Origin of the sequence: Curtobacterium sp. SP.BCo, assembly GCF_051903265.1 — a bacterium.
Taxonomy (GTDB): Bacteria; Actinomycetota; Actinomycetes; order Actinomycetales; family Microbacteriaceae; genus Curtobacterium.
The window spans coordinates 976,816-997,652 of sequence record NZ_CP194337.1 but is presented as its reverse complement, the minus strand read 5'-3'; the positions used below and the strand labels follow the sequence as shown (position 1 = coordinate 997,652).

The following is a 20,837-nucleotide window of genomic DNA, read 5'->3' as shown; positions in this document are numbered from 1 at the left end:
GGACCCCAACGGAACCCCCCACGCCTCGGAGCGCTCCAGCAGACTGGTGACGGGCCGGACCCGGCCCGAACGCACCCCCACGAGGAGAACATGCGCACCGTCAACGCGTACGCGGCACCGTCTGCCACCGAGCCGCTCGTCAAGACCACCATCACCCGTCGCGACCTCGGCCCGAACGACGTCGAGATCGACATCGCCTACGCCGGCATCTGCCACTCGGACATCCACACCGTCCGCGGCGAGTGGGGCGAGATCCAGTACCCGCAGGTCGTCGGCCACGAGATCGTCGGCCACGTCTCCGCCGTCGGCAGCGACGTCACCGAGCACCAGGTCGGCGACCGCGTCGGCGTCGGCTGCATGGTGAACTCCTGCGGCGAGTGCGAGAACTGCGTCAAGGGCGAGGAGCAGTACTGCCTCAAGGGCAACATCCAGACCTACGCGGGCGTCGACCCGGCCGACGGCAGCATCACCCAGGGCGGCTACTCGCAGGCCGTCGTGGTGAACGAGGACTTCGTCCTCCGCGTCCCCGAGTCGCTCGACATCGAGAAGGTCGCGCCGCTGCTCTGCGCCGGCATCACGCTGTACTCGCCGCTGCACCACTGGAACGCCGGCCCCGGCAAGAAGGTCGCGATCGTCGGCATGGGCGGCCTCGGCCACATGGGCGTCAAGATCGCCTCCGCGCTCGGCGCCGACGTCACCGTCCTGTCGCAGACCACGTCGAAGGAGGCCGACTCGCTCCGCTTCGGTGCTTCGGCGCACTACGCGACGAAGGACCCGGAGACGTTCGAGAAGCTCGCGAACTCCTTCGACCTCATCATCAACACGGTGTCCGCGAAGATCCCGATGGGCGCGTACATCGGCCTGCTCGCGGTCGACGGCACGATCGTGAACGTCGGCGCCCCGTCGGAGCCGCTCGAGGTCCCGGCCTTCGCCCTGATCGGTTCGCGCCGCAGCTGGGCCGGTTCCGCGATCGGCGGCATCCGGGAGACCCAGGAGATGCTGGACTTCTGCGCCGAGCACGGGATCCTGCCGGAGACCGAGCTCATCAGCGCCGACCAGATCAACGAGGCCTACGAGCGCGTCCTGTCGTCGGACGTCCGGTACCGCTTCGTGATCGACGCGGCCACGCTGGCGTAGTCCACGCCACACGAAGACGGGAGGCCCGTTGCCGGTCGGCAACGGGCCTCCCGTCTGCGGTGGACCGTCAGCCGACCTCGTCGCCGGAGGGCAGCGCGCCGCACCAATCCACGGACCCGGCGTCGACGCTCGCCTCCAACGCACCCGACGTCGCGTCGACGATGCTCACCAGCTCGCTCGTCGCCGACTTCGTCGCGACGGCGACGAACTGGCCGTTGGGGGATGGACAGACCGCGGTGACGCTCGCGTCGTCGGGGAGGGTCACCGCCAGCCTGGAGGCACGGCTCCCGTCCACACGCACGATCCGCTGGGCGAGGGTCCCGTCCGGCCGCACGTCCCCCACCACCCGCAGGTAGCTGTCGTCCGTCAGCTGGGCGATCCGCCCGAGGTACGGGGCGTCGGTGCTGCCTGCGGGGGCCTGCAGCGCGGTGCGCTTGCCGTCCGTCAGGTCGAGCCGGACGATGCCGGTGCCGGTCTCGACCACGGCGGTGGTGCCGGTGCCGACGAAGCCGTGCAGGTAGGTGGCGCTGCCGAGCCGAACGGGGTCGGTCCGGCCGCTCATGTCGACGAGCACGAGGTCGTCGCTGCCGGTCCGGACGAGAGCGCTCTCGGTGCGGGGCACGTACGCCCACTGTCCCACCGTCATCGGGACCGCCCCCGTCATCGGCTTGCCGTCCCCGGCGATCGCGGTCGGCAGGTGCGTGCCGGTCATGTCGACGACGTACAGGCCGACGTTCCGGGACTGCCCGGTCGTGGTGTCGGCGTACTCGAACCCGAACGACGCGCCGTCGTCCGCCGCGTGCAGCGCGGTCACCCGGCCCTCGGCCGTGGGCAGGGTGAGGTGTTCGACGGGGGCGTCCTCGTCCTGCACCCCGCCGGCCAGGGGGACGATGTCCACGGAAGACCCGGCGTCCGTGCCGCTCACGACCACGAGCGACCGGCCGAGCGGCGTGTACTCGGAGATGCCGGTGGCCTCGTAGACGGTCGTCGCTCCACCGGCGTCGAGGGACCGGCGGACGATGCGGTCCTTCGCGCCGCCCGAACCCGGGACGAGCGCGAGGACGTCGGTGCTGCCCGTCCGGATCGACGTCCGCAACTCGGAGGTCGCCCGCTGCCCGGGAGCCCGGACGCCCGACACGGTGACGGTGTAGTCCCGGTCGTACGCCAGGGGCCCGGCGAACTCGACGGCGATCGTGTTCCCGCTCGAGGTCACGGTGTGCGCGGCGGCCGGGCTCACCCGGACGTCGGCGGCGGACACCCGCTGCAGGGCCTGGTTCGCGGTCAGGATCACCCGCTGCGCCGGCCGGGAGACCAGTCCGGTCGCGTCGTAGCTGACGTCGCGGAGCCGAGGTCCCTGCTGCGATCCCACGACGGCCGCGGCCGCGCCGACGACGACGAGCACCAGGACGGTGGCGACGAGTCGGCGGCGGAAGCGGTTCCGGGGGCGGCGGCGGCGCGTCAGCTCGTCAGGACCCGGTCCCGTCTCAGTACTCATACGGGTCCTCGGGCTGCGCGATCTTCTTGACCGTCGCCGCCCTGATGACGATCCGGGCGTCGGCCGACTGGTCGGGGTTGGCGGCGAGCGCTCCGGTCACGGTGACCCACTGGTCCTCGTCGGGAACGGCCCCGTCGGTGACGACACCGAGCCCGACCGGTTGGGCGTCCACCGCGCAGCAGCTGATCACGAACCGGGTCAGCGTGAACGAGCCGTCGGCGCCGGGCACCACGAACCCGGAGAGCCGCACCCGCTTGCCGACGAGCGACGAGGTGTCCGTGGTCTGCCGGATGAGCGCCGCCCAGTCCTTCACGCCGTACTGCGACGTGTCGACCGAGCCGGAGCCGAGCAGGGACACGGCGGCCTCGGAGCCGGTGGCGTTCGACAGCGTCGCCGAGTCCACGCTCCGCTGCTGGGCGGTGCGGGCGGACAGCGTCGTCGGGGGCAGGACCAGCATGGCGGCGGTGACCCCGATCGTGACGAGCGCCGCCACCCCGCCGAGGACGATCCGTGTGACGCGGGTGGCGCCTCCCGGCCGTTCCTCGTGGTCGTCGTCGTGGTCGTGGCCGTGTCCGCGCGCCACGACCACCAGGCCGGCCACCGACGCGGGCACCGCGACGGCCGCGAGGACGATCGTGAACACCGAGTACCGCGGGTTGATGTACAGGTCGAGGTGTCCGGCGAGGGCGAGCCACAGCGTGCAGAGCGCCACCGCGAGCACCGACCCGAGGCCGAGGTACGCGGGCAGGCGCGACTCAGACGAGGACATTCATCACCAACCCGACGGTCGCGGCGAACAGGACGCAGACGACGGCGAGCAGCACCAGGAAGCGCGCGCGGAACGTCGTCCGGAGCAGGGCGATCATCTTCACGTCGATGATCGGTCCGATGATGAGGAACGCGGTGATCGACCCCGGCAGGAACGTCGACGCGAACGACAGCGCGAAGAACGCGTCCACGTTCGAGCACAGCGACACCGTCATCGCCAGGAGCATCATCGCCGCGACCGACAGCACCGGGTTCGCACCGATCGCCACGAGGGTGGACCGGGGCACGGCGACCTGGATCGCGGCGGCGAGGCCGGCGCCGACGAACAGTGCCGGCATCATCGTGGCCGTCTCGCCGCCGAACTGCGCGGCACTGTCCCGCCAGCGGTTCCGCGAGCGCGGGGCGCCGATCGCCGCGCGGCACCGGGCCTCGAAGGCGGGGAGGAGCAGGTCGGCCGGGCGGCGGTGGGCGGCGACGATCCAGCCGACGAGGTTGGCGACCACGAACCCGCCGACGATGCGCACCGGCAGGATCCAGCCCGACCAGCCGAAGGCCTGCGCGGTGCTGATGATGACGAGCGGGTTGAGGATCGGGGCGGCGACCAGGAAGGTGACCGCTTCGGCGGGGGTGAAGCCGCGCATCATGAGGCCGCGGGCGAGCGGCACGTTCCCGCACTCGCACACCGGGAAGAGCATGCCGATCAGGGAGATCACCGCCCGGCGCGGGATCGGTCGCTGCGGCAGGACCTTCTCGAGTGCCCCGACCGGCACCCAGACCTCGACGACGATGGACAGGACGATGCCGAGCACCACGAACGGCAGGGACTCCACGACGACGCTGATCGCCAGCGTGAGGAAGTCCTGCACGACGTTCGGCAGCCCCGCGGAGCCGACGGCCGGGGAGAGCAGCCGGATCCCGAGGAGGACGACGACGGCGAGCAGCACGAGGCCCGGGCCGGTGAGGGCTCGGGAGCGCTGCTGCTGCGGCGGCCGGGTGGTCGTCGTCACCGGGCAAGGATAGGCGACGAGCGTTGCTGCGCGGGTGTGGCGCGGCGCGGGGTGGCGTGCGCAGCGTGCGAGGCGCGCGCAGTGTGCGAGGTTCCGGTTACGGTGCGGCCCTGCGAGCCTCGCACCGTGGTCGGGACCTCGCACCATGCAGGCGAACCCTCGCACCGTGGTCGAGCCACGGCGCGGGCAGGCGCGGCGCGGGGCGGCGCGCGCGCCGTGCGAGGCATGCGCAGCGTGCGAGGTTCCGGCTACGGTGCGGCCCTGCGAGCCTCGCACCGTGGTCGGGACCTCGCACCATGCAGGCGAACCCTCGCACCGTGGTCGAACCCGCGCACCGTGCGACCCCGCGCACCGTGCGACCCCGCGCACCGTGCGACCCCGCGGCACGCCCGGCACGCACCCGCGTCCGGCACGCCCGGCACGCACCCAGCGCCCGGGTCAGCCCGCTGCGAGCCCGTCGAGGTGTCGGTCGAGCACGTCGATCGCCCAGTCGCCGGACTCCCCGGGCGCGAGCCGCGCGACGTGCATCGCGAGCCCGTCGAGCAGCGCGTGCAACCGGCAGGCCTCGTACTCCCGGTCCGCAGCGGGGACCCCGACGAGTCCGAGGATCTCCTCGCTCCACTCCCGCATCTCGGCGACGACCCGGTCGAGCGCCGGCCGGAGTTCGGCGTCGGTGAGGGCGGCGTTCCCGAGCGCCAGGTACACGTCGAGCTCGATGACCCGCTCCTCGTCGAGGGGCAGCAGCTCGAGCAGGATCCGGTGCGCGCGCTCACGGGCGGGCAGGTCGGCGGAGATGGCCTCGATCCGCTCCCGGGTGCGGTCGAACACGAGCGTGATGGTGTGCTCGCGCATGCTCGACTGCGTGGGGAAGACGTAGCGCACGGTGCTCGGCGGGAGTCCTGCCTCGGCGGCGACGTTCCGCACGCTCAGGGCCCCGAGGCCGTCACGGGCGAGCACGCGGCAGGCGCCCTCGGACACGGTGCGGCGCCGTTCCTCGACGTCGATGCTCCGGGCCATGCACCCATACTCGCACAACTGTGCTACTGTCATAGTCGCACACTCGTACGACTATCGGAGGGAGTCCACCGTGGCATGGGTCATCCTGGTGCTGTCCGGCGTGCTCGAGGCCGTCTGGGCCACCGCACTGAGCGCGTCGAACGGCTTCAAGAAGGTCGTCCCGACCATCGTGTTCGTCGCCGGCATGGCGCTGAGCATGGTCGGTCTGGCGTTCGCGATGAAGGAGATCCCGGTCGGCACCGCGTACGCGGTGTGGGTCGGCATCGGCGCGTCACTGACCGTGATCGTGGCGATCCTCCGGAAGCAGGAGGCCGCCTCGTTCGCACGGATCGCCCTCGTGCTCGGGCTCGTCGCCTGCGTCGTCGGCCTGAAGGTGGTGAGCTGAGGTGGCGTGGATCGTCCTGTTCGTCAGCGCCGCCCTCGAGACCGTCTGGGCGACGGCCCTCGGCGAGAGCGACGGGTTCACCGTGCTCCGCCCGACGATCGTGTTCGCGGTCACCATCGTGGTGAGCCTCGTCGCGTTCGGGTACGTCCTGAAGCACATCCCGATCAGCACGGCGTACGCGGTCTGGACCGGCACCGGTGCCGCGCTGACCGTGCTGTGGGGCATGGCGACGGGCACCGAATCGGTCACCGTCCTGCGCCTGCTGTTCATCGCCGGGATCGTCGGCTGCGTCGTCGGCCTCAAGCTGGTACCCGCTCGCCCCGTGTCGGCATCCCGAGACTCGGCCCCGCGGACAGGTTCGCGCGACGTGGACGCGCATTCCGTCCGCTGACCCGAGGCTCGGCGCCGCGGCGAACGTGACGCGCACCGAGACGGACGGGAGGCGCGGTGCCAGCTGGCACCGCGCCTCCCGTCCGGGGTGGTCGCGACCACCCCGCATCGTGAGCAGGAATGGTCGGGTCACGGACCGCGACCCGACCACTTCTGCTCACGAAGTGGGCACGCGCCGCACGACGTGCGCACGTGCGCACGTGCGCGAGTGCGCGGTGCGCCCGTGCGCACGTGCGTCAGACCGACGCGCCCGTCCACTCGTCCTCGGCGGCGACGTGCGCTGCCCCGGCAGCACCGGCCGCGAGCGCAGCAGCAGCCCGCGCCGCGTGCGACGGCGGGTCGGACGGCACATCCGCCGGACGCCCCTCGTCGTTGATCTTCCGGAGCTCCGGGACGATCTCACCGGCGAGGATGTCGATCTGCTCGAGGACCGTCTTGAGCGGCAGCCCCGCGTGGTCGACGAGGAACAGCTGCCGCTGGTAGTGCCCGACGCTGTCCTTCATGGCGGCGTACCGGTCGATGACCTGCTGCGGCGATCCCACCGTGAGCGGGGTCTGCCGCGTGAAGTCCTCCATGGAGGGGCCGTGACCGTACACCGGCGCGTTGTCGAAGTACGGGCGGAACTCGTCGACGGCGTCCTGCGAGTTCTTCCGCGCGAAGAACTGCCCGCCGAGGCCGACGATCGCCTGGTCCGCGCGGCCGTGCCCGTAGTGCTCGAACCGCTGGCGGTACAGTCCGACCATCTGCGCGGTGTGCTCGATCGGCCAGAAGATGTTGTTGTGGAAGAAGCCGTCGCCGTAGTAGGCGGCCTGCTCGGCGATCTCGGGCGTCCTGATGGAGCCGTGCCACACGAACGGCGGGACCCCGTCGAGCGGACGCGGGGTGGAGGTGAAGCCCTGCAGCGGCGTGCGGAACTTGCCCTGCCAGTTGACGACCTCGTTCTCCCAGAGCTGGCGGACCAGCGCGTAGTTCTCGATCGCCAGGTTGACGCCCTGCCGGATGTCCTGCCCGAACCACGGGTAGACCGGGCCGGTGTTGCCACGGCCCATCATGAGGTCCATGCGGCCGTCGGAGATGACCTGGAGCATGGCGTACTCCTCGGCGATGCGCACCGGGTCGTTCGTCGTGATCAGGGTCGTCGACGTCGAGAGCGTGATGTGCTTCGTGCGTCCGGCGAGGTAGCCGAGCATCGTGGTCGGCGACGATGCCACGAAGGGCGGGTTGTGGTGCTCACCGGTGGCGAAGACGTCGAGGCCGGCCTGGTCGGCGTGCTCGGCGATCGTCAGGATGTCGCGGACCCGCTGGGTGTCGTCGGGGGTGGTCCCGGTCGTCGGGTCGGTCGTGACGTCACTGACCGTGAAGATGCCGAACTGCATGATGCGCCGCCTTTCGCGTTTTCGATGCGTTTGCATCGACTTGCTCGGTACAACGTACCGCAGGCGAGCGCATTCCCGACAGGGGCTAGGCCGCTGCGTCGTCCTCCAGCACCCGGTTGCGCAGCACCTTCGACTCCCGCCAGAGCATGTACGCGCCCGTCCACACGAACATGATCGCCACGAGGGCCAGACACGGGAACAGGAACACGAAGTCGAGCGTCGTGCCGATCGGCGGCGCCCCCGGCATCGCCGAGCGGAGCGCCGGGAACGACAGCAGCGTCGCGCTCAACCAGATGACGTTCGCGAACTCGAGCTTCCGCCGGAGGATCGCGCTGCCGATCGTCACCACGGCCATCAGCGTCGTGAACAGGATCGCGAGGATGTAGAACGACACGATCACGACGCTCAGGGTGTCGCGGTGCCCGTCGATCTGCATCGGCACGAGCGTGCGGTCGCTCTGCTGCTCGCTCGCACTCCGCACGGCGTTCATCACCCAGGGCCGGGCCGAGTTCGACATGTCGACACGGAACGGCACGGCCTCGCCGGAGTCGTCGTTCTGGACGCTCAGCTGGAAGTTCGCGAACGGCTGGTCGAACGGGTACGAGGTGTCGCCGCGGTCGAGGGTCAGCGTCAGCGAGGTCGCGTCCACCACCGACTGCCCCGGGAACGTCACGACGCTCGTGGTCACGCCGCCGCTCGACACCTCGATGCGGAGCGGCTTCGAGATCTCGCCGGCCTTCTCGCCCGTGAACGAGCCGTGCGGGATCGGCAGGACGTTCGCCTGCATGACCCGGTTCGACAGGTCGACGTCCTGCACGCTCATCCGGAGGGTCATGTAGTTGCCGGAGGCGCTGTTCGACCCGCTGACCGGGACCTCGGTCGTGGTCTTCAACGCGCCGGAGAGCCCGATCACCACGTAGTACACGGCGAGGAGCACCACCGCCACGAGCAGGATCAGCGGCGCCGGGTTCCTGCGGGTGCGCTTGGCTTCGGGGGCGCCGGTGGGGGCGTCGGTCGTCTGCGTCATCGGTTGCTCCCGGACGGTGGATCGGAGGTGGGCTGGTTCGGGTCGTCCGCGCGGTCGGCGCGGTCCGGACTGGAGGCGCGGCTCGCCTCCGGTGGGCCGGTCCCGGACGGCGAGGCGGTCGCCGGAGCGGCGGGGCCGCCGGCCGCGCGTCGGCCCGCCACGGTCGCGGCGAGCGCGAACAGCAGCATCGCGAGGAGCGGCACCATCGCGCCAGGGAACTCGGTGGCGTTGAACGTGGTGATCTGGGCGGCCAGCTGGGACGCCTCGGTCTCGCCCTTCGCGACCGCGGTGGTGACGGTGACCGCGTTCGCCTGGGAGGCCCGGTTCGACGCGAGGGAGATCTGCTGCACCGCGGTGTCCGGAGCGTTGACCGGGTCGGCGTACACGCGGACGTCGACGTCGGCCTGCTGCCCGGGGTCGAGCGGGATCATGCACGAGAACGAGGTGGTGGCGACGGAGCAGCCCAGCGGTTGGTCGTCGACCTGGACGTCGACGTTCCGGTAGACCATGCCGGTCGACATCCGGGCCTGGAACGTGACCGCGACCGTCGCCCCGGACGCGTTCGGGCCGAGGGTGCCGCGCATGTCCGCTGCCGTGCCGGGCATGATGCGCTGGGTGCCGAAGCGGAACTCCATCGGCATCGCGCCGTCGTTCGTCTGGTCGTCGCCGGCCCCGTCCGTCCCGGAGCCGTTGCCGGTGCCGTTACCTGGGGTCGGGTTCGTCCCGGCTCCACCCGATCCACCCGATCCACCCGTCGACGGGGACGCGCCGCTCCCTCCGGCTGCACCACCGGAGGAGCCGCCGCCGGGCGATCCCGCTCCGGCGCCAGTGCTGCCACCGGTACCGCCCGCGGAACCGACGGGACCACCTGCGGAGCCGGAGCCGGTGCCGGGGACGCCAGCAGCGCCTCCCGGCCCGGTCGGCTGCGTCGGGGGCAGCGGCGCCAGCGGGGGTGCCGGCTTCGTGATGCGGAAGGCGACGGTCGTCGGCTCCGACCGGAGCCCGCCGAACGCCTGCGTCGCCGCGAGGACGACGGACCCGCTGCGGAACGCTCCCGGCTCGCAGGCCCAGCGTCCTCGGGCGTCGGCCGTGGCGACGCACACCCCGACCGCGCCGTCGTCGGTCGTCACCGTGACCGTCGCGCCCGACACCGCTCCGACCCCGGAGATGCCCGGACGCCGATCGGTCGTCGACGACCCCGCGACGGGTGTGCGGAAGGCGAGGGCTCCGAGCGGGACGACCTCGAGCGTGGAGGTCGTGGACACCGGGCTGTCCGGGTCGGTGCTCGACGTCGCGGTCGCCGTCACCGCGTAGGTCGTGCCCGGGGCGGTCCCGGAGGGTGCGGCACCGGTCACCGTCACCCGGACGCTCGCCCCGGGGTCGAGCGCACCGAGCGCGATCCCGCCGCCGAGCGTGGCGCACTCGACCGCTGCGTCGTCCACGGTGCAGGCGCTCGTCGGCAGTCCGCCGGTGTCCACGGCGAGCGTCGTCGCCCGCGAGGCTCCCGGCCCCGGGTTCTCCACCACGATCGTCCTCGTGACCGGACGCGTCGGCAGGAGCTCCGTCGGACCGGACTGCGTGACCGACAGGGCTGCGGGGGCGAGGACGGTGAAGGTGCTCGTCGCCGTGGCCGTGTTCCCGTACTGGTCGGTCTCGTCGACGCGGACGGTGTGCGTCCCGACGTCGGGCGGCGAGGCGAGCGACGCGGACCACGTCGTCGCCTGGTCAAGCGGGACGTCGAGCACCTGCGTGCCGTCGAGCCGGACGACCACTCCGGTGCCCGCGACCTTCGTGCCCTGCACCGAGGTCGGAGCCACGATCGACTCAGCACCGTCCGCCGGCGAGGTGATCGTGGGCGCTCCGAGCGGGGCGATGTCGACCGCGTACGTCCCGGACTCGACGTTCTGGATGGTCGACGTTCCGGTCACCCGTTGCGGAGCCTCCGCGGCAGGGTCGATCGTCAGCGTGATGGCGACCTGGTTGTTCGCACCCCACAACCCGCTGAACTGACAGTCCGCCTGCGTGCCCCCGTCGATCGGCACGCAGGTGAACGGGAGCAAGCCGGGACCGGGGATGGACTGGGCCTGCGTGATGGTCGTCGACGGGGGCGCGTCGATGATCCACGCCCCGGTGCCGGATGACTGGTTCTGCACGACCGCTTGCACCGAGCTGCCGGGAACACCGCGCGGGACGGCACCGATCTGGGTCATCGCCGAGGCGGACGCCGCAGGGACGAGCACGGAGGCCGCGACCAGCAGCACGCCGAGCGCAGCGGCGATCACGCCACGTGCTCGGCTCGTTCGCGCCGCGGTGTGCTGCACCCGCATGGTTCCCCGTCCACGGCGGGTCCCTGGTCCGCCGACCTGGACGACGCTAGTCGTCGATCGGCGCGAGGTCCGGACGCGTTACCGGGATGTGATCGTGACCGTTGCGGTGCTCACCGCTCGGACGGGATCGCCTCGGTGTCCGTCCGCGCCGCGTGGTGCATGCCGTCCGCGATCCACACGATCGTCACGACCGCCAGGACACTCGCGCTCGAGGCCATCCGTCCGGCGACCAGGATCGCGGCGTGGTCGTGCCCGCCGCCCGCGACCCCGTAGACGAGCGCTCCGACACCGACCAGGAACGTCACCCCCGTCGCGACGAGGAGCACACCGGTCACCACTCGCCGAGGACCACGTCGGCCGTCACGGTCGCCGCGCTCCCCCCGGTCGACCCGCGGCCCGAACGCCCGGACGAGTCCGAGCCAGAACAACGCGATCGCGCACGCGCCGACGATGTCGCTCACCCGGTGCCAGCCGTAGACCACGGTCTGGTTCGCGACGAAGACCGCGTAGGCGACGCCGACGAGCGTGACGACCGGGCGGAAGCGACGAGGGGTGACCATGAGCACGGCGAACAGCGCCGCCAGGGCGATCGTCGCGTGCCCGGACGGGAACGAGTTCGGCGTCGTCGACTCGGCGATCTCCGGGCGCTCGGCGATACGCTTGACGAGCGTCGAGGTGGCTGCCGACGCGAGCACCACGACGCCCGCCCCGAGCCCCACCGCGAGCCGCCGCCGTGCGAACGCGACGGCGGCGATCACGACCACGAGCAACAGGATCACCGGCACCGAGATGACGTTGAGTGCAGTGTCCGACCCGAACAGGTCGGACTCCCGGACCCCGCCGAGCGCGGCGTCCTCGACCCGCTGCCCCACCGGCGTCAACACCGCCACCGCGTAGACGAGAGGCACGATCACGAACCCCAGAGCCGCCAACACGCCCCACCGCACCCGCCGCGAGACGCTCGGTCCACGCGACTCCGGTGCGTTGCGTTCGGGCGTTCGAGTCACCGGACTGGTCCTCCTCGGGGTGCTGGTCGTGGGCCTCGTCACGCGCCTGGTGACGCGCGTGCGATTCGGAGGCTCGGGGTCCGACACGATACCGTTGGACCGCCGGTCGGAGCCTGGGAACGCACCGATCGGGCTCGCGCGGGTGACGGCACCGGCGCGCACCGCCGGACCGACGCACACCGTGTCGGCTGCGTACGAGGAGGAAACCGAAGTGGCCATCAAGGAACCGAGCATCACCGCTTCGCCGAACCGGGGTCTCGCGCTGACCGTCGGCACGGTCCTGTTCGTCTGGGGCATCCTCGGCTTCTTCTTCGCGGCCGATGGCGACCCGGGCTTCTTCAGCCGCAAGGGCGGCATGCTCTGGAACGCCTTCGGCGTGAACCCGGCGCTCGCACTCCTGTGGGTCCTGCTCGCAGCGGTGCTCTTCATCGTCGGACTCGGCAACACGATCGGGTCCCGCAACGCGAACATCCTCGTCGGCGCCGTCCTCGTCGTGGTCGCGGTCTACGGCTTCGTGTTCGTGAACACCTCGGCCAACGTCTTCGCCCTCAACACCACGGACAACGTCTTCCACGCGATCGTCGGGGTCATCCTGCTGCTGACCGCGTTCGGCGCCGACAAGGAGAACATCCGCGCGCTGCGGGCACCTGCCGCACGCGCCTGACGCGCACGCTCCGTCCTCGACACCCCGTCGGCCCCGTGGCCGGCGGGGTGTCGTCGTCCGCGGGTCGGTCCTCGTCCGCGGGTCGGTCCTCGTCCGCGGGTCGGTCCTCGTCCGCGGGTCGGTCCTCGTCCGCGGGTCAGTCCGCGTCGGGGTCAGTCCTCGTCGGAGCCGTCGGCGTCGGCGTCGGCGTCGGCCGGAGCCTCGGCGGAGCGCGCCGCCTCGAGCTCGGTCGCCACGACCCGGGGCGCCTCGGACATGAAGCGCCGGACGTCGAGGTCCACGATGATGTCCTGCGGTCGCAGTGGCCGCGTCAGGTACAGCCCCTCGAGCGACGTCAGCCGCGACAACGCGACGTAGGTCTGGCCCGCGCTGAACACCCGGTTGCCGAGGTCGACGACGGCCCGGTCGTACGTGCTGCCCTGTGACTTGTGGATCGTCACCGCCCAGGCCAGGCGCAGCGGGAACTGCTGGAACTCCCCGACGGTGTCCTTCTTGAGTTCCTTCTTGTCCGGGTCGTAGGAGTACTTGAACTTCTCCCACACCGACGGCTGCACCTCGAAGGACTCCCCGTCGACGTCGACCCACACGGTGTCCCGGATCGTCTGCACGATGCCGAGGGTGCCGTTCACCCAGCGCTGGTCGGGGTCGTTGCGCAGGAACATCACGTGCGCCCCCGGCTTCAGCTCGAGCGCTTCGTCCGCGGGGAAGTTCCGCCCGCCGAAGTCGCCGTTCACGTCCGCCTTCGCGGTCTTCACCTTGCCCGGCAGCCGGTCGAGGGCGGCCTTGTTGATGCGGGAGACGGTGTCGTTGCGCGTCGCCAGGGTGATCGCGTCGTCGGGCGCGGGTCGTGCCCCGGCGGCGTTCAACTGGCCGGCGACGTCGGCCGTCACCCGACCGTGCCGCACGGCCGTGAGCATCGCGGCGAAGGCGTCGTCCCGCTGCCGGTGCACGGTGGCGAGTTCGATGATGTTGAGCTCGGCCTCGAGCCACACCTTGGCGTCGAAGAACCACATGGACCGGTAGTGGTCGGTGAAGTACGCCCGTTCGTCGCCGTCACCCGGGACGGGCGGCAGCTGGTACGGGTCGCCGAACATGACGACCTGCACGCCCCCGAAGGCCTCGAACTGCCGACCGCGGGCCTTCCGCAACGAGCGGTCCATGGCGTCGAGCAGGTCGGCGTTGACCATCGAGACCTCGTCGATCACGAGGGTGTCGATGGTGTTGAGGAGCTTGCGGGTGTCCGGGCTCTGCCGGAGCTCGGCGTCGGCGATCAGGCCGATCGGCAGTCGGAACAGCGAGTGGATGGTCTGGCCGCCGACGTTCAGCGCCGCGACACCGGTCGGGGCGCAGATGACGACCTGCTTCTCGGTGTTCCACGACAGGTGGTTGAGGAGCGTCGACTTCCCCGTCCCCGCACGACCGGTGATGAACACGTGGTCGCGGGTGTGCTCGATGTACTCGAAGACGGCCCGCTGCTCGGCGCTCAGTTCGACGCTCATCGGACGGCCATCACGTCGTCGGTGCGCGGTGCCCCGGACGCTCGCCGCACGCGGACGAGCACCACGGCGGCGACGACCACCAGGACGACGACACCGGCCACCACGAGCAGGACGCCGGCACGCGCCTGGTCGACGATCGGGTCCGGCCCCCACGTGCGCCCCATCGCCCCGAACCAGGACGCCTGCAGGAGCCCGAGCGGCCCGCGCATCGCGATCCCGAGGGAGACCAGCCCGGCCGCGACGACGACCGCGCCGGCGATCCGCACGAGCGCCGCGGGCATCGACGCCCGATGCGCCCCGGCGGCGACCGGCGTGAGCAGGGTCGGCACGGCGAGGAGCCCGACCAGCAGGAACACGACGTCGATCACCGTGCGTCCGGTGGGGTCGCTCACGGACCACCGGACGGCGTCGGTCGCGTAGAGCGCCCACCACACCGCCGCCAGCAGCACGAACGCCGGGAACGGCTGCACCAGGTACCGGACGGCGGCGTTGTCGAGCAGGACGCCCGTCCACTCGCGGACGCCGGTGCTGTCGTCGTCCCGCGGGTGCACGGCGGCACGGACCAGCTGCACCGGCGCCGCAGCCCAGAGCAGCGCGGGGACGACCAACCCGAGCACCAGGTGGGCACCGACGTTCGCGGAGACCAGGAACCGGTCGTAGGTGTGCAGGGAACCCGAGGTGGCGACGACCACGGACACGAGGGCGATGCCCGCGGCCAGCGACCGGGTGACCGGCCACCGCACACCGCGGCGGTGCAGTCGGACCACCCCCGCGGCGTAGGTCGTGGCGAGGAGCACGGCGGCCATCAGCCAGAACAGGTCGATGTTCCACGCCGTCAGCCACCCCCAGGCCCCTGGCGCGTGCGGCAGCGTGTCGTCCGTGAGCAGCTCGGCCGGCGACGGGTTCGTGGTCTTGCTCAGCGCGATCTGGTCGGACGGGGTGGCGGTGCGACCGAGCGCGGCTGCGAACCCGCTCGCGACGCCCATCACGGCGAGCTCCAGCACGATCAGGGTCCAGAACGGCCGCCGACGCCCGGGGGACGTGGTGAGCGACCGGATCGCGTGACGCCGCTGCACGCCACCGAGGACGCCGAGCGCGATGATCGCGGCGATCTTGACGAGCACGAGGACGCCGTACGGGGTGAACAGGTTCGAGAGCGCCCCGACCCGGATCTGCGCGGAGGCGACCCCGGACACGGCGACGAGCACGAAGCAGCCGAGCGCGATGCTCGAGTACCGGCCGACGACCACGGCAAGGCGGCCGCTGCGGAGCACGGGCCGGAGCAGCACGAGCATCACGAGCCCGCCGACCCAGAGCGCTGCGCCGACCAGGTGCAGCCCGAGCGCGGTGACCGCGGCGTCGTGGCTGGCCGTCCCGGCGGCGTGCCCCTGCTGCGTCAACGGGATCAGCCCGATCATCGAGACACCGGCGGTCAGCGCCACCATGCCCCGGGACCGCACCGCGAAGCACAACACCGTGACGGCCGCTGCGACGAGGACGGTGACGAGCCAGGCGAGCCCGAGGTCCGTGCCGGTGAGGAACACCCCCATCGACTGTCCGAACTGCTCGTCGAGGCTCACCTTCGAGCCGGCGACGCTGAGGAACGTCCAGAACGTCGCGACGGCAGAGGACACCGTCCAGACCCCCGCGGCCCCGGCGGCGACGTCGATCGCGCGGTCCCACTCCGGCGCGCTGCGCGAGAGGCCGACGGTGGCCAGCGCCAGACCGCCGATGGTCACCGCGGCGGACAGGTCGACGACGAGCCGGGCGATCGGCAGGCCGAACCGGACGGCGGTGCCCGGGTCCGCGATGAGGGCCGCGTCCGCCCCGCCCCCGACGACGAGCGCGACGAGGAGGGACACGAACCCGACGAGCAGCAACACGGCGGGGCCGGCGATGCGCGCGATCCGGTTCACCCGTCAAGCCTAGGCGCTGCCCGGCCGGCCACGGAATCGAGCGGGCCGAGCTGTGGACGGCGATCCGTTCCTCCTGGCCGGGAACGACGGAAGGGACGGCCGCAGCCGTCCCTTCCGTGTGGTGCAGAGGTCTTACTTGACCGCAGCCTTGAGCTTCGAGCCGGCGCTGACCTTGACCGAGTCGCTCGCGGCGATCTCGATGGCCTCGCCCGTCTGCGGGTTGCGGCCGGTGCGCGCGGCGCGGTGCGTCTTCTCGAAGGCGATCCAGCCGGGGATCGTGACCTTGGTGCCGTCGGCAACCGAGCTCGAGACGACGGAGAAGAGCGCGTCGACGACGCCGTTGACGGTGGCCTGGCTCTGGCCGGACTCCTGCGCGACGGCAGCGACGAGCTCGGTGCGGTTCAGTGACTTGTCAGCCATGGATGTCCTCCTCGGACTTCTTGCAGTATCGGTCGGACGACTTCTCGCCCGGCGCCCGGAGCGGGTGCCCCGTGCTTCGGGACCGCAGGCGAGCTGCCCGGCGGAACCGGAGTCGAACGTACCAGCCACCAGGGACGAAACCTGCCGACTCGCCCGGATTTCCGGGCTTCTCGGGGTACCAGCGGGGCTGATGTGACCGATGTGACGAAGATGTCCCCCGAAACGGACGCGCAACGGCGAACGCCCCGCCACCACTGGGGTGACGGGGCGTTCGCGGGAGCTGGTGCTTACCAGGAGCTCTTCGTGATGCCCGGCAGCTCGCCACGGTGGGCCATGTCGCGGAAGCGGACACGGCTGATGCCGAACTCACCGAGGTGCCCACGGGGGCGGCCGTCGATGGCGTCGCGGTTGCGGTAGCGCACCGGCGACGCGTCGCGCGGGAGCTTCTGCAGACCGACACGGGCGGCCTCACGCGACTCGTCGGTGCCGTTCGGGTCCACGAGGGCCTTCTTCAGCTCGAGACGACGCTCGGCGTAGCGCGCGATGATCTCGGCACGCTGGTTGTTCTTCGCGATCTTGCTCTTCTTCGCCATGCTTAGCGCTCCTCACGGAAGTCGACGTGCTTGCGGATCACCGGGTCGTACTTCTTGAGCACGAGACGGTCCGGGTTGTTGCGACGGTTCTTCTTGGTCACGTAGGTGAACCCGGTGCCCGCCGTGGAGCGGAGCTTGATGATCGGACGAACGTCCTGACCCTTCTTGGCCATCAGATCTTCTCCCCACGGGCGAGGAGATCCTTGACGACGGACTCGATGCCGCGTGCGTCGATCACCTTGATGCCCTTAGCGCTGAGCGTGAGCGTGACGTTACGACGAAGCGAGGGCACGTAGTACGTCTTCTTCTGCACGTTCGGGTCGAAGCGGCGCTTCGTCCGGCGGTGCGAGTGCGAGATGTTGTGTCCGAAGCCGGGGGTGGCTCCGGTCACCTGGCACACTGCTGCCATGGTTTCCTCCTGAGGTACCGTGCGACCGGACGGCCGCACCCAAGGTCACTTGCCTGGCGCGCACGCGCTGTCGCTCGGTCCGGGACCGGGCTGTCTGCGAGGGGGTTGTGCGCACCGCCCAGACCCGCGGACCCTGTCGAAGGGACCGTGAGCACCGCGCGACCGCGGCGTACGCGACGGTCGGAGGGCTTGGAACAACTGGGTCCGCCGCGCGGACGCGGAGAACCAGGGGTCCACATTACGCGACGACCGGGCGTGTCGCAAGCCGGGCCTCCAGGCCTGGAGGCGCGGGGCGGCCCCGGCGGGCGGACCGCCGTTCCGGTCGTGGTCGCGGGACATGCCGCTCACCTCTCGCGCGAGCGACACCTTCTGCGACCACCGCGGCACGCGGACGGCACGTCGTGCGACCAACCGCGACCCGCAGCGACCATAGCGCCCGCGGCGCACGCGACCCCGCAGCGGGCGCGGCTCACGCACCGCGACCCGCTACGGCGCGTCGGTCGGCGCGGGCGCGAGCGCCTGCACCATGAGCTCGCCGAGCTCCTGCGGCGCCGTGAACATCGGCCAGTGCCCCGTCTCGAGCCCGACGATCGAGAGCTCCTCGGTCGCCACGAGCTCCGCCGCCCAGGTCTGGTGGTCGGCCACCATCGTCGCCAGGTCCGTCGCCGGGATCTCGCACGTGATGACCGTCGCCGGGATCGTGTGCCGTGCAGCGTCCGAGTAGTGGAACCGGTCCGAGGGCACCGCCGCGGGCTCCGGGATCGCGCGGTGCTCGAAGGCCTCCCGCACCGCCGGGGTCATCCCCCGCACGGTCGCCGGCTCCCAGACGTCCCACGACGGCAGCGGCACGACGCCGTCGACCACGGGCAGCTCGTCGTTGACGCAGCCGCCCTCGGGGCCGGGGAACGTGTCGACGTAGAGCAGGTGCGCGACGAGCGAGGGCCGCTGGTCGGCTGCCATGTAGGCGATCGGCCCGGCGCCGGAGTGCCCGGCGAGCACCACCGGCTCGGACGGGGTCGCGACGTCGTCGAGCTTCTCGACGAGGGCGGCGACCTGCTCGTCGAGGGTGTCGCCGTCGCGGGTCACCGCCTCGACCGAGTGACCTGCCGCACGGAGCACGGGAGCGACCTCGTCCCAGGCACTCGCGTCGAGCCAGAAGCCGGGCACCAGGATGACGTGCATGACGCGGAGACTACGCGCCGGTGCGGGCCGCGGTGCAGGCGGCGCACTCGCCGAAGATGTCGACCACGTGGCTGGCGTTCGTGAAGCCGTTCGCCGCCGCGACCTCCTGCGCCCACCGTTCGACCGGGTCCGCCTCGATCTCGACGGTGCGGCCGCAGTTCCGGCAGATGAGGTGGTGGTGGTGCGTGTCGGTCGTGCACGCCCGGTACAGCGACTCGCCGTCCTGCTGCAGCGAGTCCGCGTCGCCCTCGGTCGCCAGGTCGGCGAGCGCCCGGTAGACGGTCGCCAGCCCGATCGTGGACCCGTCGTCCCGCAGGTGCTGGTGGAGCGCCTGCGCGCTGACGAACCCCTCGGTGCTCGACAGTGCGGTGCGCACCGCCTCACGCTGCCAGGTGTTCCGCTTCGGCTTCTGCACGGCGTTCATGCGGTGACTCCTTCCTTGCGGCTCGCGTCGGTCGACGCGTGCTGCGATCCGGCCGGGAGGCGCGGCTCGGCCCCGCCACGGTCGTCACGGCCCACGATCCGGTCGCGGCCGCGCTTGTCCTTGCGTGCGCCGACGATCCGGCAGACGACCCAGATGACGAACGAGATCGTCGTGACGTAGGGGCTGATCGGCAACCCGCCGCCGAGGGCGAGCAGGATGCCGCCGACCACCGACACGACGGCGAACACCGTCGACAGGATCGGCACGACGACCGGGTGCGAGCTGAGGCGCAGGGCAGCCGCCGCCGGGGTGACGAGCAGGGAGAGCACGAGGAGCGCGCCCACGATCTGCACCGACACGGCCGTCGCCAGGCCCAGCGCGAGCATGAACACGATCGCCAGCGTCCGCACCGGCACACCTGCTGCGGCGGCGACGTCGGGGTCCACGGAGGAGAACATCAGCGGGCGCCAGATCACCAGGAGCGTCGCGACCACGATGGCCGCGATGACGATGAGGAACGTCAGCTGCGGGTTGTCCACCGACACGATCTGCCCGGTGAGCAGCCCGAACTTGTTCGCCGCGCGCCCCTTGTAGAGCGCCAGGCAGAGGATGCCGAGCCCGAGGCCGAACGGCATCAGCACCGCGATGATCGAGTTCCGGTCCCGAGCCTTCGAGCCGAGCAGCCCGATGAGCAGCGCCGCGATCACCGACCCCACGAGGGACCCCGTGACCACGTTGACGCCGAGCAGCAGCGACGCCGACGCCCCCGCGAAGGAGAGCTCCGAGATGCCGTGCACCGCGAAGGGCATGTTCCGGGCGACCACGAACGGGCCGATGAGCCCGCCGACGATGCCGAGCACCGCGCCCGCCCAGATCGAGTTCTGCACGAGCACGACGAGCTCGCCGTAGTCCTGGAAGGAGAAGATCGTCGACCAGACGTCCATCAGATCCGCCCTTCGTCCGGCGCCGGCGCGTGCGGGTCCGGGTCGCAGTGGTGGTCGTGGGCGTCGTTCGCACCGACGATGACGATCCGCCCCATGGTCCGGACGACGTCGACGGGGGTGCCGTACAGGTCGCTCAGCACGTCGGTGCGGAGGACCTCGTCCGGGGAGCCGATCCGGAACCGACCTCCGGCGATGTAGAGCACCCGGTCGACGACGTCGAGGATCGGGTTCACGTCGTGCGTGACGAACAGCACGGCGGCGTCCTGCTGGCGGCGCTGCCGGTCGATCAGCTCGGTGACGCCGCGCTGGTGCCGGAGGTCGAGCGAGATGAGCGGCTCGTCGCAGAGGAGCAGCGCCGGGTCGGCGGCGATGGCCTGCCCCACCCGGGTGCGCTGCTGCTCGCCGCCGGACAGCTCGGCGACCGGTGCGTCCGCGAACGACGTCGCCCCGACCTCGTCGAGGATCCGGTCGACGCGGGCGCGCTCGGCACGGCTGGCCGGGACGATCCCCCACCGGGACCCGGTGACGCCCTGCGCGATCATGTCGCGCGCACGGAGCGGCGTGCCGGCGTCCATCAGCCGCTGCTGCGGGATGTACCCGATCTTCCGGTGTCCGCGTCGGACCGGCTGGCCGAGGAACGACATCGTGCCGCTCGTCAACCGCTGCTGACCGAGGACCGTGCGCAGGAGCGAGGTCTTGCCGGCGCCGTTCGGCCCGAGCACGGCGACGAACTCCCCGGGCGCGACGTCGAGGTCGAGGTGCGACCAGAGCCGGCGCGCACCGTAGGACAGTCCGGCGTCCCGGAGTGCGAGCACGGCGGAGCCGCCGCTCCCGGTGGGGGCGGCGGCTC

22 protein-coding genes are annotated in these 20,837 nt (G+C 71.6%); 4 read left to right on the top strand and 18 right to left on the bottom strand.

What is annotated here, in order from left to right; all coding sequences use genetic code 11:
• Positions 1 to 90: 90 nt before the first annotated feature.
• Entirely contained in the window at positions 91 to 1,137 is a 1,047-nt protein-coding gene (locus ACRQ4B_RS04860; protein WP_439693562.1) for an NAD(P)-dependent alcohol dehydrogenase, read from the top strand.
• A gap of 67 nt (positions 1,138 to 1,204) precedes the next feature.
• Here the strand turns inward: ACRQ4B_RS04860 and ACRQ4B_RS04855 are convergent, their stop codons facing one another.
• The 4 genes from ACRQ4B_RS04855 to ACRQ4B_RS04840 form a co-directional block, all read right to left on the bottom strand.
• Complete coding sequence (locus ACRQ4B_RS04855) at positions 1,205 to 2,632, bottom strand: hypothetical protein (RefSeq protein WP_439693561.1); 1,428 nt, start codon at positions 2,630 to 2,632, stop codon at positions 1,205 to 1,207.
• On the bottom strand, positions 2,622 to 3,401 hold the full coding sequence (locus tag ACRQ4B_RS04850; protein WP_439693560.1) for a TIGR03943 family putative permease subunit: 780 nt from the start codon (positions 3,399 to 3,401) through the stop codon (positions 2,622 to 2,624). The genes ACRQ4B_RS04855 and ACRQ4B_RS04850 overlap by 11 nt, the downstream gene beginning before the upstream one ends.
• Positions 3,388 to 4,407 carry a permease gene (locus ACRQ4B_RS04845; protein WP_439693559.1) on the bottom strand — a complete coding sequence of 340 codons (1,020 nt, stop codon included), beginning with the start codon at positions 4,405 to 4,407 and terminating at the stop codon, positions 3,388 to 3,390. Before ACRQ4B_RS04845 ends, ACRQ4B_RS04850 begins: the two co-directional genes overlap by 14 nt.
• Before the next feature lie 438 nt (positions 4,408 to 4,845).
• Positions 4,846 to 5,424: a TetR/AcrR family transcriptional regulator gene (locus tag ACRQ4B_RS04840; RefSeq protein WP_439693558.1), complete on the bottom strand. Its 579-nt coding sequence runs from the start codon at positions 5,422 to 5,424 to the stop codon at positions 4,846 to 4,848.
• Positions 5,425 to 5,494: 70 nt separating this feature from the next.
• On the opposite strand from ACRQ4B_RS04840, the gene ACRQ4B_RS04835 reads away from it, so the two are divergent.
• Both ACRQ4B_RS04835 and ACRQ4B_RS04830 read left to right on the top strand, forming a co-directional pair.
• A complete protein-coding gene (locus ACRQ4B_RS04835; protein WP_439693557.1) occupies positions 5,495 to 5,809 on the top strand; it encodes a DMT family transporter in 315 nt (104 codons plus the stop codon).
• Position 5,810: 1 nt separating this feature from the next.
• Complete coding sequence (locus tag ACRQ4B_RS04830; protein ID WP_439693556.1) at positions 5,811 to 6,200, top strand: DMT family transporter; 390 nt, start codon at positions 5,811 to 5,813, stop codon at positions 6,198 to 6,200.
• A 235-nt stretch (positions 6,201 to 6,435) separates the two neighbouring features.
• Here the strand turns inward: ACRQ4B_RS04830 and ACRQ4B_RS04825 are convergent, their stop codons facing one another.
• The 4 genes from ACRQ4B_RS04825 to ACRQ4B_RS04810 all read right to left on the bottom strand — a co-directional run bounded on the left by ACRQ4B_RS04825 (position 6,436) and on the right by ACRQ4B_RS04810 (position 11,837).
• Positions 6,436 to 7,575 carry a CE1758 family FMN-dependent luciferase-like monooxygenase gene (locus ACRQ4B_RS04825; RefSeq protein ID WP_439693555.1) on the bottom strand — a complete coding sequence of 380 codons (1,140 nt, stop codon included), beginning with the start codon at positions 7,573 to 7,575 and terminating at the stop codon, positions 6,436 to 6,438.
• A gap of 85 nt (positions 7,576 to 7,660) precedes the next feature.
• Entirely contained in the window at positions 7,661 to 8,602 is a 942-nt protein-coding gene (locus ACRQ4B_RS04820) for a DUF4436 family protein (protein ID WP_439693554.1), read from the bottom strand.
• A complete protein-coding gene (locus ACRQ4B_RS04815) occupies positions 8,599 to 10,884 on the bottom strand; it encodes a hypothetical protein (RefSeq protein ID WP_439693553.1) in 2,286 nt (761 codons plus the stop codon). The genes ACRQ4B_RS04820 and ACRQ4B_RS04815 overlap by 4 nt, the downstream gene beginning before the upstream one ends.
• A gap of 155 nt (positions 10,885 to 11,039) precedes the next feature.
• Positions 11,040 to 11,837 carry a phosphatase PAP2 family protein gene (locus ACRQ4B_RS04810; RefSeq protein WP_439693552.1) on the bottom strand — a complete coding sequence of 266 codons (798 nt, stop codon included), beginning with the start codon at positions 11,835 to 11,837 and terminating at the stop codon, positions 11,040 to 11,042.
• Between the two features lie 310 nt (positions 11,838 to 12,147).
• Here ACRQ4B_RS04810 and ACRQ4B_RS04805 point away from each other — a divergent pair, with 310 nt between their 5' ends.
• Positions 12,148 to 12,600 carry a DUF4383 domain-containing protein gene (locus ACRQ4B_RS04805; RefSeq protein WP_439693551.1) on the top strand — a complete coding sequence of 151 codons (453 nt, stop codon included), beginning with the start codon at positions 12,148 to 12,150 and terminating at the stop codon, positions 12,598 to 12,600.
• Between the two features lie 152 nt (positions 12,601 to 12,752).
• Here the strand turns inward: ACRQ4B_RS04805 and ACRQ4B_RS04800 are convergent, their stop codons facing one another.
• From ACRQ4B_RS04800 to ACRQ4B_RS04755, 10 genes are all read right to left on the bottom strand, one after another.
• Positions 12,753 to 14,099 (bottom strand): ATP-dependent DNA helicase, encoded by a 1,347-nt coding sequence (locus ACRQ4B_RS04800; RefSeq protein ID WP_439693550.1) that lies wholly within the window; start codon positions 14,097 to 14,099, stop codon positions 12,753 to 12,755.
• Positions 14,096 to 16,015, bottom strand: coding sequence for a cytochrome c oxidase assembly protein (locus ACRQ4B_RS04795; RefSeq protein ID WP_439693549.1), 1,920 nt, complete (start codon positions 16,013 to 16,015; stop codon positions 14,096 to 14,098). Before ACRQ4B_RS04795 ends, ACRQ4B_RS04800 begins: the two co-directional genes overlap by 4 nt.
• A 132-nt stretch (positions 16,016 to 16,147) precedes the next feature.
• A complete protein-coding gene (locus ACRQ4B_RS04790) occupies positions 16,148 to 16,435 on the bottom strand; it encodes an HU family DNA-binding protein (protein WP_022903744.1) in 288 nt (95 codons plus the stop codon).
• A gap of 287 nt (positions 16,436 to 16,722) precedes the next feature.
• Positions 16,723 to 17,028 (bottom strand): 30S ribosomal protein S14, encoded by a 306-nt coding sequence (gene rpsN, locus ACRQ4B_RS04785; protein ID WP_022908192.1) that lies wholly within the window; start codon positions 17,026 to 17,028, stop codon positions 16,723 to 16,725.
• Between the two features lie 2 nt (positions 17,029 to 17,030).
• Complete coding sequence (gene rpmG, locus ACRQ4B_RS04780) at positions 17,031 to 17,201, bottom strand: 50S ribosomal protein L33 (protein WP_022908193.1); 171 nt, start codon at positions 17,199 to 17,201, stop codon at positions 17,031 to 17,033.
• Positions 17,201 to 17,437, bottom strand: a complete 237-nt coding sequence (gene rpmB, locus ACRQ4B_RS04775; protein WP_022903747.1) for a 50S ribosomal protein L28 — start codon at positions 17,435 to 17,437, stop codon at positions 17,201 to 17,203. The genes rpmG and rpmB overlap by 1 nt, the downstream gene beginning before the upstream one ends.
• A 486-nt stretch (positions 17,438 to 17,923) precedes the next feature.
• Positions 17,924 to 18,619, bottom strand: coding sequence for an alpha/beta fold hydrolase (locus ACRQ4B_RS04770; RefSeq protein WP_439693548.1), 696 nt, complete (start codon positions 18,617 to 18,619; stop codon positions 17,924 to 17,926).
• A 10-nt stretch (positions 18,620 to 18,629) separates the two neighbouring features.
• A complete protein-coding gene (locus ACRQ4B_RS04765) occupies positions 18,630 to 19,043 on the bottom strand; it encodes a Fur family transcriptional regulator (RefSeq protein WP_439693547.1) in 414 nt (137 codons plus the stop codon).
• Entirely contained in the window at positions 19,040 to 19,987 is a 948-nt protein-coding gene (locus ACRQ4B_RS04760; protein ID WP_439693546.1) for a metal ABC transporter permease, read from the bottom strand. The genes ACRQ4B_RS04765 and ACRQ4B_RS04760 overlap by 4 nt, the downstream gene beginning before the upstream one ends.
• A complete protein-coding gene (locus tag ACRQ4B_RS04755) occupies positions 19,987 to 20,802 on the bottom strand; it encodes a metal ABC transporter ATP-binding protein (RefSeq protein WP_439693545.1) in 816 nt (271 codons plus the stop codon). Before ACRQ4B_RS04755 ends, ACRQ4B_RS04760 begins: the two co-directional genes overlap by 1 nt.
• Positions 20,803 to 20,837 lie beyond the last annotated feature (35 nt).